Consider the following 11,698-nt stretch of genomic DNA (forward strand, 5'->3'; position numbering starts at 1 on the left):
AAGTTGGGGCAGCTCGCTCCGCAGCGGCGTCGCCAACGTCTTGAATGACTCATTCAGGTCTTCGGATGTCCTGAATGACTCATTCAAGACATCGCAGGTCCGCGCGGCGCCGCTCGCCACGGCCAGGGCCGGTGGGCTCGGGCCGGGGCGGCGCGTCGTTCCACTTCGGACGGCCGGAGAGCCGGCGTCCTCCCGCGCCGCGCGGGGGTTCCCCGACCGGGTAATGCCTGGTCCCGCGAATTGCGGGCCCCGGTTCCCGGTGGGAGCGTCGGGGGACCGACTGTTTTCCCACCACGGAACCAGGAGCTCGCATGACCACCACCGAAATGCCCGCCGTGCACGAATGCACCGTCAGCGGTTGTTCCTACAACCACGACGGGTGCCACGCGTTCGCCATCACCGTCGGCGGTGACAACGGGTCCGCCGACTGCGGCACGTTCGTCCCGCTGAACACGAAGGGTGGCCTGGACCGCGTCGTCGCGCAGGTCGGCGCGTGCTCCCGCGCGGACTGCCGGCACAACTCGGCCCTGGAGTGCACCGCGCCCAGCGTCCGCGTCGGGGCCGGCGAGGGTGGGCACACGGCGAACTGCCTGACCTACGAGCGGTAGCGGATCCCGCCGGAGGGAGCGCTCAGGGGGAGTCCCCTCCGGTGGGGACGAATTCCAGCGCCGTCCGGCCGTCCGACACCGGGGTCGCGGCGCGCAGCGTGAGACCGCTTTCGGCGGCCAGTGCGGTGAGGTCCGCGACCGTCCGTTCGCGACCGCCGAAGCACATCAGCATGAACAGGTCGATCGCCGTGTCCACGCCCTGGTCGCGCACCGGCTCGACGGCCACCACGGTGGCGTCCGGGGTGGCCGCCCGGCGGCAGACCGCCAGGATGCGGCGGGCCCCGTCGTCGTCCCAGTCGTGCAGGATGTCCGACAGCAGGTAGGCGTCCGCGCCGGTGGGCAGCGGGTCGAAGAAGCTGCCGGACACCGCGCCGGCGCGGTCCGAGAGCCCGGCGGCCGCGAACCGGGCCGCCGCGGCGGTGGCCGACGGCGCCAGGTCCAGCACCTCGCCGCGGACGCCGGGGTGGGCCCGCAGGATCGCTTCGAGCAGCGTGCCCTCCCCGCCGCCGACGTCGAGGATCCGGGGGAAGCGGCCCCAGTCGAAGCGCTCGGCGATCTGCGGGGCCTGCACCTGGAAGCGCCAGCGCATCTGGGCGTCGAACGAGCGCCGCAGGGCCGGCTCGGCGTCGATGTCCGCCCAGAAGTCCCGGCCGTAGCGCTGGACGTACGCGGGCTCGCCGGTGGTGATCGTCCCCAGCAGGTCCGCGAACGCGAGTTCGGCGCGCCCGCCCGCGCAGCCGATGTCGAGCAGCGGCTTCACGCCTTCCGGCGCGTCTTCCCGCAGCTGGGCGCCGAGTTCGGTGGGCCGGTACCGCCCCGACGTCACTTCGAAGACGCCGACCGCCACCAAGTGGTCGAGCAGGCACTCCAGGGCCGGCGCGGAGGCGCCGGTTTCGGTGGCGAGCTGCTCCGCGGTCGCGCCCGTGTCGCCCGCGTGCTCGGCCAGGCTGAGCGTCGCGGCCACCCGGATCGCCATGGGGGTGGCCAGGCCGGCCATCGCGAGGATGTTCACCGGCTCGAGGTTAGCGCGTGGCATCATGACGTGGCCCGATCGGCGAACCGAACGGAGGGCGGTGCGAATGGACGCTTTACCGAACGGCGGCGACCCGTCGATCCGGGACATGCTCGCGGTGAATCTGCGGGCGGCCCGTGCCTCGCGCGAGCTGTCGCTGTCCGAGCTGTCCCGGCGCTCGGGCATCGGCAAGGCGACGCTCTCGCAGCTCGAAGCCGGCACCGGCAACCCGACCATCGAAACGGTATTCAGCCTGTCTCGCGCCCTTGAGGTGGCGATCTCCGACCTGCTCGACCACCGGCCGCGCGGCGGGCTGACCGTCGTGCGCGGAGCCGACGTCGAGGTGCTGCGCGGCGAGGGCGTCGACCTGCGGCCGCTACGCCGGATCGAGGCCGACAGCAGCGTCTTCGAGGTCTACGACCAGGTCGTGCGGGGCGACGCGCCGCAACGCTCGCAGGGCCACGTCGGCGTCGAGCACACCGTCGTCCAGACCGGCGAGCTGCGGGTCGAGGTGGCCGGCCGCGTCGTCGACCTCGGGCCGGGCGACTACGTGGCGTTCGACGCCCGCGAGCCGCACAGCTACACCGCGCTGGCGGCCCCGGTGCACTCGGTGCTGCTCCTGCAATACCGCGCGGACGAGCGGCTCGACGGCCGCCCGCACCCCGTGCTGCGGGATTGACACTCCTCCGACCGCGGATTTACGCTCCGATCGTTCGCTATACCGAACGCTGGAGGGTCGATGAACCGAACGCGGGTGGTGGTGATCGGCGCCGGGATCGTCGGCGCGGCCTGTGCCAGGGAACTCCGGCTGGCCGGCTTCGACGTCCTCGTCGTCGACCGCGGCCGGCCCGCGGGCGGCACCACCTCCCACGGCGAAGGCAACCTCCTCGTCTCGGACAAGGGACCGGGTGCGGAGCTCGTGCTCGCCCAGCTGTCGAACCGGTTGTGGCCGCGGCTCGTCGAAGAACTCGCCGGTGAAGACCCCGGTGCGGCGGCCGCGGTGGAGTTCGACCCCAAGGGCGGCATCGTCGTCGCGACCACCGAGGCCGGCGCCCGCGCGCTCACCGCGTTCGCCGAGGCGCAGGCCGCCGCCGGGGTGCGCACCGAGCGGCTGTCGCCGGCCGACGTCGCGGCGGCCGAACCGGCGCTCACCCGCGAGGTGACCGCCGCCGTCCGCTACCCGGAAGACGCCCAGGTGCAGCCGGCCGGCGCCGCGCTGGCCCTGCTGGGCTCGGCGCTCGCCCACGGCGCCCGGCTGCGAGCGGACACCGAGGTCACCGGCGCCCGCGTCGAAGGCGGCCGGCTGACCGGGGTCCGGGTGCCCGGCGAAGTCCTCGACGCGGACGTCGTCGTGAACGCGGCGGGCCCGTGGGCCGGCGAGGTGTCGGCGCGGCTCGGCGCCCCGATCGCCGTCCGGCCGCGCCGCGGGGAAGTGCTGGTGACCACCCCGATGCCCGGCGTGGTGCGGCACAAGGTCTACGACGCCGACTACGTCGGGGCGGTCGGCACCGGCAGCGGCGACCTGCAGACCTCCGCGGTGGTCGAGTCGACGCGCGGCGGCACCGTGCTGATCGGCTCGTCGCGCCGCCGCGTGGGCTTCGACGACGCGATCCGGCCGGAAGTGCTCGGCGGCATCGCGGCCAAGGCCGTCCGGCTGTTCCCCGCGCTCGCCGACGCGGCGGTGATGCGGGCCTACGGCGGCTTCCGGCCCTACGTGGACGATCACCTCCCGGTGCTGGGCGCGGACCCCCGGCTGGGAAACCTCTGGCACGCGACGGGACACGAAGGCGCGGGCATCGGCCTCAGCGTCGGCACCGCGCGGCTGCTGCGCGAGCTGCTCACCGGGGAGACACCGTCGATGCCGGTCGAAGAATTCACTGTGGACCGTCCGGCGGTGGTCGCGTGACCATCGAAATCACCGTCGACGGCGAACCGGTGGCCGGGCTCGACGGCCAGACCGTGGCCGGCGTGCTGCTGGCGGCCGGGCGGAAGTCGTGGCGCACCACGCGGTCCGGCGCGCCGCGCGGCGTGTTCTGCGGGATCGGTGCCTGCTTCGACTGCCTGCTGACCGTGAACGGCGTGCCCGACGTTCGCGCCTGCCGCCGCCGCGCCGCCGACGGCGACGAAATCCTGACCCAGTCCCGGGAGGACGCATGACGCGGGTGGTCGTCGTCGGTGCCGGGCCCGCCGGGCTCGCGGCCGCCGAACACGCCGTGCGCGCCGGGGCCGACGTCACGCTCCTGGACCAGTCCGACGCACCGGGCGGGCAGTACCACCGGAAGCCGCCGGGGGCGCCACACGGCTTCGAAGCGCTGCTGAGCCGGTGCTCGTGGTGGCCGGAAAGCACGGTGTGGGCGGTCGATGGCAAACGTTTGCACGTCCTGCGCGGCCCGGCCGACGGGGCCGGGCGGCAGCGGCACGTCCTCGAGCCCGACGCGCTGGTCCTCGCCACCGGCGCGCACGACCGCACGCTGCCGTTCCCCGGCTGGCAGCTGCCCGGCGTCTTCACCGCGGGTGCCGCGCAGGCACTGGCCAAGGGCGACCGGGTCGCTGTCGGCAACCGGGTGCTCGTGGCCGGGGCCGGGCCGTTCCTGCTGCCGGTCGCCGAGTCGCTCCTGGCCGTCGGAGCCGACGTTCTCGCCGTCCTGGAAGCGAACCCGGCGTCGACCGTCCGGAAAGGATGGTCGTGGCGGGACGCGCGCAAGGCGGGGGAACTCGCGCGGTACGCGGTCGCGCTGGCCCGCCACCGGGTGCCGTACCACCTGGGCCGGACGGTCGTCGAAGCGCGCGGGGACGACCGCGTGCGGGAGGTGGTGACCGCCCGCCTCCGCGCGGACTGGTCGGTCGTGCCCGGCACGGAACGGACCTACGAGGTCGACGCCGTCTGCATCGGGCACGGGTTCGCGCCGCAGCCGGAACTGGCCGTCGCGGCCGGGTGCGCGCTCGACGGCGGCTTCGTCCGCGTCGGCGCGGACCAGGGCACGAGCGTCCCCGGGGTGTTCGCCGCGGGGGAGCTGACCGGCATCGGCGGCGCGGACGCCGCGGCGGCCGAAGGCGCGGTCGCCGGGTGCACCGCGGCCGGGGGCGTACCCGACCGCGCGCTGCTGCGCGAGCGGGACCGCACGCGGGCGTTCGCCGCCCGGCTGGCCGCCGCCCACCCGATCGGCGCGGCGTGGCCGGGCTGGCTGCGCGAGGACACGATCGTCTGCCGGTGCGAGGAAACGACCGCCGGCGAACTGACGCGCGCGGCCCGCGACCCGGCCGCACCCGGCCCGCACGCGCTCAAGCTCGGCACCCGTGCCGGCCTCGGCCCCTGCCAGGGCCGGATGTGCGGCGCCGCCGTCAGCGCGCTGTGCGGCACCGCCGAGCGCCACCACCGTCCGATCGCCCAGCCGATCCGCCTGGGCGAGCTCGCCGACGTTAAGGAGAACGACGTATGAGCACCCGCGATCTGGGGGGCGTGGTCGTCGCCGCCGCCCTGCCGTACCGGGAGGACGACCGCGCCCCCGCCGGGCTGGCCGTCGACTACGACGCCTACGCCGAGCACTGCCGGTGGCTGGTCGACAGCGGCTGCCGCGGGGTCGGCCCGAACGGGTCGCTCGGCGAGTACTCCTCCCTCACCGACGAAGAACGGCGCCGCGTCGCGCGTACCGCGATCGAGGCCGTCGGCGAGGACGGGATCGTCGTCGTCGGCGTGCACGGCCCCGGCGCGCACCAGGCCCGGCACTGGGCCGAGGTGGCGGCCGAGGACGGCGCGGACGGGGTGCTGTGCCTGCCGCCGACGCTCTACCGCGCCAACCGCGGCGAGGTGCTCGCCCACTTCGAAGCCGTCGCCTCGGTTGGGCTGCCGGTGATGGTCTACAACAACCCCTTCGACACGAAGGTCGACCTCACGCCGGACCTGCTGGCCGAGATCGCGCGGATCGACAACGTCGTGGCGGTCAAGGAGTTCTCCGGCGACGTCCGGCGCGTGCTGGAAATCCGCGAGCGCGCGCCGGAACTGGCGGTGATCGGCGGCGCCGACGACGTCGTCCTGGAGAGCCTGCTGATGGGCGCCACCGGCTGGTTCGCCGGGTTCCCCAACGTCTTCCCGGCCGAGTCGGTCCGCCTGTTCGAACTCGCCACCGCGGGCAAGCTCGACGAAGCGCGGGCGCTGTACGAGCCGCTGGTGGCCGCGTTCCGCTGGGACTCGCGCACCGAGTTCGTGCAGGCCATCAAGCTCGGGATGGACCTGGTCGGGCGCCGCGGCGGACCGTGCCGACCACCGCGGGGGCCGCTCTCGGACGTCCACCGCGAGCAGGTCCGCGCCGACATGGGCCGCGCGCTGGCCGCGCTGGGGGTGGCGTAGATGCGGTCTTCGCGCGCGATCACGGCGGTCGACTCGCACACCGAAGGCATGCCGACGCGGGTGGTGACCGGTGGTGTCGCCCCGATCCCCGGCGCCACGATGGCCGAGCGGCGGCGGTACTTCATGGCCGAGCTGGACCACATCCGGCAGTTCCTGATGCACGAGCCGCGCGGCCACTCCGCGATGAGCGGCGCGATCCTGCAGCCGCCCTGCCGCGCCGACGCCGACTGGGGCGTGGTGTACATCGAGGTGTCGGGCTGCCTGCCGATGTGCGGCCACGGCACGATCGGCGTCGCGACGGTGCTGGTGGAGACCGGCATGGTCGAGGTGACCGAGCCGGTGACCGTGGTCCGCCTGGACACCCCGGCCGGGCTGGTGCACGCCGAGGTCTCCGTCCGCGACGGGCGCGCCGAACGGGTCAAGCTGCGCAACGTCCCGTCGTTCCTCGCCGAGCGCGACGCCGTGGTGTCCGTGCCGGGCTTCGGCGATGTCCGCTACGACCTCGCCTACGGCGGGAACTTCTACGCCATCCTCGAGCTGTCCCAAGTGGACATCCCGTTCGACCGGGCGGAGAAGGACCGGATCCTGGGTGCAGGCCTGGACATCATGGCCGCGATCAACGAGCAGCGGCCCCCGAAGCACCCCGAGGACCCGCTGATCGGCGGCTGCAAGCACGTCCAGTTCCTCGCACCGGGCTCGGACGCGCGGGCGTCGCGCAACGCGATGGCCATCCACCCGGGCTGGTTCGACCGCTCGCCGTGCGGCACCGGCACGTCCGCCCGGATGGCGCAGCTGCACGCGCGCGGCGAGCTCCCGCTGCACACGCCGTTCGAGAACAGCTCGTTCATCGGCACGACGTTCACCGGCGAGCTGGTGGGGGAGACCGAGGTGGGCGGGGTGCCGGCGGTGATCCCGGAGTTCTCGGGCCGGGCGTGGATCACCGGCACGGCCACCTACCTGCTGGACCCGTCGGACCCGTTCCCGGCGGGTTTCGTGCTCTGAGTCCCAGGTCGATTCGACATCGGCGCACTGAATTACGAAGATAGTGTCGAAACAGCCACAGCGCCGCAAAGAAGCCCCAAGTTCGCATTTTCAAGGATGCCCGCACCGCCGAACCGGTCGAGGGTTGACGGTATATGCCGGACGCATGAAGGGCTTCTCATGACAACGAACAGCTCGACCCACTCCGGTGAGCGGGCGGGCAGGCGGGAGTGGGTCGGCCTGGCCGTCCTCACCCTCCCGACCCTGCTGCTGGCGCTGGACATGAGCGTATTGCTGCTGGCGATTCCGCACGTGACCGCGGATTTGCATCCCAGCAGTTCACAAATGCTGTGGATCATCGACATCTACGGCTTCACCATCGCCGGCCTCCTCGTCACCATGGGGAATCTCGGCGACCGCATCGGGCACCGGAAGCTGCTGATGATCGGTGCGACGCTGTTCAGCGCCGCCTCGGCGGTGGCCGCGTTCTCGACCAGCGCGACGATGCTGATCCTCGCGCGGGCGGCGCTGGGGATCGCCGGGTCCACTTTGGTCCCCACCGAAATGGCGTTGATCAGCAACATGTTCCGTGATGCGAAGCAGCGCGGCACCGCGCTCAGCATCTGGACGAGCTGCTTCATGGTCGGCCTGGCGATCGGCCCGCTCGTCGGCGGCGTGATGCTGTCGGCGTTCTGGTGGGGCTCGGTGTTCCTGCTCGGCCTGCCGGTGATGGTGCTGCTGCTGATCGCCGCGCCGCTGCTGCTGCCGGAATCCGAACGCGGCCAGTCGGGCGGCAGGCTGGACCTGATCAGCGCCGCGCTGTCGCTGGCCGCGGTCCTGCCGGTCATCTACGGCCTCAAGGAACTGGCCCGCGGCGAGTCGGTGCTCGTGCCGACCGTGGTCCTGGTGATCGGGCTGCTCTTCGGCACGGCGTTCGTCCGCCGTCAGCGCCGGCTCGCCGACCCGCTGCTGGACATCCGGCTGCTCGGCCGGCCCGCCTTCAGCGGCGCGCTCGGCATCCTGCTGCTCGGCGGGTCCACGATCAGCGGCATCCTGCTGCTGTTCAACCAGTACCTGCAGCTGGTGCTCGGCCTGACGCCGCTGAACTCCGGCCTGTGGCTGATCCCGTACACCGTCGCGATGATGGTCGGGTACATGGTGGCGCCGCCGCTGGCGCAGCGGTTCCGCCCGGCGTTCGTCATCGCCGTGGGGATGGCGATCTCCGCCGCCGGTTTCCTGCTGCTCACCCAGGTTCCGGTGACGAACGGGCTGCCGGTCACGGTGATCGGCACGGTCCTCGCGACCGGCGGGCTCTCCCCGATGGTGGTGCTCGGCATCAACCTGGTGATCGGCTCGGCCCCGCCGGAGAAGGCGGGCGCGGCCGGCGCGATCTCGCAGACCAGCAACGAACTCGGCATCGCGCTCGGGATCGCGCTGTTCGGCAGCATCGCCACGGCCGCCTACCGCGGGCAGATCGAGGTGCCGGCCGGGGTGCCGTCGGACGTCGCCACCGCGGCCAACGGCGGGATCGCCGAGGGCACGGCCGCCGCGCAGAGCCTGTCCGGCCAGGCCGGCAGCACGCTGCTCACGTCGGTTCGCGAGGCGTTCACGAGCGGGTTCGCCGTCGCGGCGCTGGTCTGCGCGATCCTCATCGCGCTGCTCGCGACGCTCGCGCTGGTCCTGTTCCGCAACGTCGGCATGGACGGCCAAGCGGCCGCGCCGGCTGACGCCGACATCACGCCGGAACCGGTGGAGGCCGACGAGGCCGCCTGACCCGCGATCGCCGGGGGCGCTTCCGCCCCCGGCGATCCCGGCTTTCTAGAGGTCGACGGTGGCGAAGGTGTTCATGCCGTAGTTCTTCGCGTAGCCGTTCTCCACCCCGACCAGGATCTCGGTGATCTCGAAGTACCGGTCCCAGAACGGGGTTTCGCGCAGGGCCTCGATCACGAGCTGGTAGGACTGGTGGTCGGCGGCCTCCCACACCCAGACGTCGGTGACGCGCGCGGAGTAGAACTCGGTGTCGAAGAACCGCGACCGCACCCCCTTCGCTTTCTCCTTGACGACCGGCAGGATCTCGGTCTCGAACGCGTGCACCCGCTGCTCCACCGACAGACCCAGCCACTCGGGCGTCGTCTTCACGAGCATGAACGCGGTGACTTCGGCTTCGAAGGACATGACTTCCCCTTTCAGGCGTACGCGCCGGCTTCGATGTCCGCGATCAGGCCCGGTCCGGACGGCGTCCAGCCGAGCAGCTCGCGCGTGCGGGTGCTCGACGCCGTCATGTCGAGCGCGAAGAACCGGCCGACGAACCCGAAGTGGTCGGCGACGTTCTCGGGCGCCAGCGAGACCACCGGGACGTCGAGCGCGTGCCCGACCGCCTCGGCGATTTCGCGCGCTGTCACGGCTTCTTCCGCGACCGCGTGGAGCTTGGTCCCGGCCGGGGCGCTTTCGAGGCCGAGCCGGACGAGCCGGGCCGCGTCCGGGCGGGCGACCGCCGACCACGCCGTGGTGCCGTCGCCGGGGTAGGCCGACACGCCGTGCTTGCGCGCGGCAGCCGTGATCGCGGCGAGGAACCCGTGGTCGCCGGGGCCGTGCACCGACGGGGCGAAGCGGACGCTCAGCACCCGGACGCCCTTCTCCGCGTACTCGAGGGCGAGGTTCTCGGCCCCGCCGCGGTGCGAGCCCGGCCCGACCTCGGGGGAGACGTCGGCCTCCGTCGCGGGCCGTCCCTTCACCAGGCCGGAGAGCCCGGCGGCGAGGGCGAACGGCTGGTCGGTGCCCACGAGTGCTTCGGCGAGCGTCTCGACCGCGGCCCGCTCGGCGCGGTTGCTCTCCGCCGGGTTGCCCCAGTCGTGCTTGTTGGCGAGGTGGACGACGGCCTGGGCGTCGAGGGCGCCGTCGCGGAGCCCGGCGAGGTCGTCGAGGTCGCCGCGCCGGACCCGCGCCCCCTTCTTGCCGAGCGCGAGCGCGGCGGCGTCCGAGCGGGCGAGGCCGGTGACCTCGTGCCCGGCGCCGAGGAGCTCGTCGACGACGGCCGAGCCGATCCAGCCGGTCGCGCCGGTGACGAACACGTGCATTCTGCTGCTCCTTCTTCGGAATCTCTGTCGAGATCGAAGTTAGGAGCCGCCGGGGTGCTCGTGCCACGCAACTTCGGCAAGCACTACTTGCGTCAGGCGCAACTTGCGGTGGTGCCGGTGCCGGTTCCGGTGCCCTGGTAGCCGAACTCCGTCGACTGGCCCGGCGCGAGAGCGCCGTTGAATGTGGCGTTCGTGAACCGGACCGTGCCGGTGTCGCCGCTGCGCCCGGCGTTCCACGCGGACGTGATCGCGGCGCCGGCGGGCAGGTTCGCGGTGACCGTCCAGCCGGTGATCGGGGTGGCGCCCGCGGTGACGCGGACCGTCGTGACGAACCCGCCGGTCCACTGGTTGACCGACACCGCGGCGGTGCAGGTGCCACCCGCCGGAGTCGTCGGGGTGGTCGGGGTCGTGGGCGTGGTCGGCGTGGTGGTGCCCGGGCCGTCGGCGAGCGTGGGCGTCGTCCAGTCGCGCCAGTCGGCGAGGTTCCCGGACTTCAGGCCCGAGACCCGGAACGTCCCTGCCGCGCTGCCGGTCTTGAGCAGGAACTTCTGGATGTTCTGCTGCAGCGGGGTGCGCCACTCGGGCCGGGACGCGCAGTGCGTGCCGTCCTGGACGTCGGACCAGTAGCTGATGTTGCCGCCGGCGCCGAGTGCTTTGTAGACCTCCGCGCCGGCGAGCGCCGCGACGCTGCCGGAGCGCGCGCCCAGCCAGTCGATGTGCGGGTTCTCCATGATGAACAGCCCGCGCGGCGCGACCATCGCGACCAGTTCGTGCGTGTCGACCGGCAGCGCGGCCGGATTGCCGGTGTAGGCGCTGAAGGCGTCGCCGAACCACGGCTGTTCCCCATAGGCGTTGCTCAGCGGCTGCGCCCCGCTTTCGCCGGGAATCCCGCGCAGGATCGGGACGCCCGCGGTCCCGGACTCGATCGGCATGGTCAGCGCGACGCGCTGGTCGAGGACGCCGGCCGCGAACGCGCCCTTCCCGTACCGCGAACACCCGGTGACGCCCAGCGCGTCGGGCTTGAGGACCTGGCCGCCGGACTGCTCGACGACGTCGATGATCCGGCTCACGCCCCACGCCCAGGCGGCCAGCAGCCCTGTGCTGCTCGAGGAGCCGTAGATGCTGTAGAAGGCGCCTTGCTTGTTGGTGCGCGGGGTGCCTTCCTTGCCGACGGCGAGGGGGTCGTAGGTGATGACCGCGGCCCCGGCGGCCTTGATGGTGGCGGTGTCCGCGCCGAACCCGCCGACCACGACGACGGCGGGGAACGGCCCGGATCCGCCGGGCAATTCGACCCCGGCGGAAAAGGTGGCGCTGCGCCCGTTTTCGCTGACGTTCACGGTGATCCCGGTGGCGGAAACCGTCCCGGTGACACTCGATGGCTTGGCGGGTTTTTCGCCGTAGATCGACCGTTCCGCGAGCTTCTTGATCTCCGCGCGGCGGCACCGCCACTCGGACTTCGCGGTGATGCGCGTGCCGTCGATATTCTTGAACGGATCGGGAAGTTTCGCCGACGAGGGGAACGAGCCCGGCAGCGAGACCGGGCAGTCGGCGCCGTCGTCTTCGACCGCCGCGGCGGTCCCGGAAGCGAAGGTGACCATCCCGCCGACGGCGAGCACCGTCGCCGCCAGCAGGACGAGGGCAGGACGGATCCGCGAACCTCGCACCGGGGTTC

At 72.9% G+C, this 11,698-nt stretch carries 12 protein-coding genes; 8 read left to right on the top strand and 4 right to left on the bottom strand.

Annotation, left to right across the window (positions count from 1 at the left end; genetic code table 11):
* The first annotated feature begins 311 nt into the window (after window positions 1–311).
* Window positions 312–608 carry a DUF1540 domain-containing protein gene (locus H4696_RS02265; protein ID WP_086863989.1) on the top strand — a complete coding sequence of 99 codons (297 nt, stop codon included), beginning with the start codon at window positions 312–314 and terminating at the stop codon, window positions 606–608.
* A 22-nt stretch (window positions 609–630) separates the two neighbouring features.
* Here the strand turns inward: H4696_RS02265 and H4696_RS02270 are convergent, their stop codons facing one another.
* Entirely contained in the window at window positions 631–1,605 is a 975-nt protein-coding gene (locus H4696_RS02270) for a methyltransferase (protein WP_420831552.1), read from the bottom strand.
* A gap of 82 nt (window positions 1,606–1,687) precedes the next feature.
* On the opposite strand from H4696_RS02270, the gene H4696_RS02275 reads away from it, so the two are divergent.
* The 7 genes from H4696_RS02275 (at window position 1,688) to H4696_RS02305 (ending at window position 8,722) form a co-directional block, all read left to right on the top strand.
* Complete coding sequence (locus H4696_RS02275) at window positions 1,688–2,299, top strand: helix-turn-helix domain-containing protein (protein ID WP_086863988.1); 612 nt, start codon at window positions 1,688–1,690, stop codon at window positions 2,297–2,299.
* 60 nt (window positions 2,300–2,359) lie between these two features.
* Window positions 2,360–3,526 carry an NAD(P)/FAD-dependent oxidoreductase gene (locus H4696_RS02280; protein WP_086863987.1) on the top strand — a complete coding sequence of 389 codons (1,167 nt, stop codon included), beginning with the start codon at window positions 2,360–2,362 and terminating at the stop codon, window positions 3,524–3,526.
* A 2-nt stretch (window positions 3,527–3,528) separates the two neighbouring features.
* Window positions 3,529–3,777, top strand: a complete 249-nt coding sequence (locus H4696_RS02285) for a (2Fe-2S)-binding protein (protein WP_211299794.1) — start codon at window positions 3,529–3,531, stop codon at window positions 3,775–3,777.
* Window positions 3,774–5,060 (top strand): FAD/NAD(P)-dependent oxidoreductase, encoded by a 1,287-nt coding sequence (locus H4696_RS02290; protein ID WP_086863985.1) that lies wholly within the window; start codon window positions 3,774–3,776, stop codon window positions 5,058–5,060. The genes H4696_RS02285 and H4696_RS02290 overlap by 4 nt, the downstream gene beginning before the upstream one ends.
* Entirely contained in the window at window positions 5,057–5,968 is a 912-nt protein-coding gene (locus H4696_RS02295; RefSeq protein ID WP_086863984.1) for a dihydrodipicolinate synthase family protein, read from the top strand. Before H4696_RS02290 ends, H4696_RS02295 begins: the two co-directional genes overlap by 4 nt.
* On the top strand, window positions 5,969–6,970 hold the full coding sequence (locus tag H4696_RS02300) for a proline racemase family protein (protein WP_192782015.1): 1,002 nt from the start codon (window positions 5,969–5,971) through the stop codon (window positions 6,968–6,970).
* Between the two features lie 159 nt (window positions 6,971–7,129).
* Complete coding sequence (locus tag H4696_RS02305) at window positions 7,130–8,722, top strand: MFS transporter (protein WP_086865079.1); 1,593 nt, start codon at window positions 7,130–7,132, stop codon at window positions 8,720–8,722.
* A gap of 45 nt (window positions 8,723–8,767) precedes the next feature.
* On the opposite strand, the gene H4696_RS02310 is transcribed toward H4696_RS02305, so the two are convergent.
* From H4696_RS02310 to H4696_RS02320, 3 genes are all read right to left on the bottom strand, one after another.
* Window positions 8,768–9,124, bottom strand: coding sequence for a darcynin family protein (locus H4696_RS02310; RefSeq protein ID WP_086865080.1), 357 nt, complete (start codon window positions 9,122–9,124; stop codon window positions 8,768–8,770).
* A gap of 11 nt (window positions 9,125–9,135) precedes the next feature.
* Entirely contained in the window at window positions 9,136–10,026 is an 891-nt protein-coding gene (locus H4696_RS02315; RefSeq protein ID WP_086865081.1) for an SDR family oxidoreductase, read from the bottom strand.
* Between the two features lie 92 nt (window positions 10,027–10,118).
* Window positions 10,119–11,690 carry a glucuronyl esterase domain-containing protein gene (locus H4696_RS02320; RefSeq protein ID WP_338064962.1) on the bottom strand — a complete coding sequence of 524 codons (1,572 nt, stop codon included), beginning with the start codon at window positions 11,688–11,690 and terminating at the stop codon, window positions 10,119–10,121.
* Between the last annotated feature and the right edge of the window lie 8 nt (window positions 11,691–11,698).

Source organism: Amycolatopsis lexingtonensis (assembly GCF_014873755.1).
Taxonomy (GTDB): domain Bacteria; phylum Actinomycetota; class Actinomycetes; order Mycobacteriales; family Pseudonocardiaceae; genus Amycolatopsis; species Amycolatopsis lexingtonensis.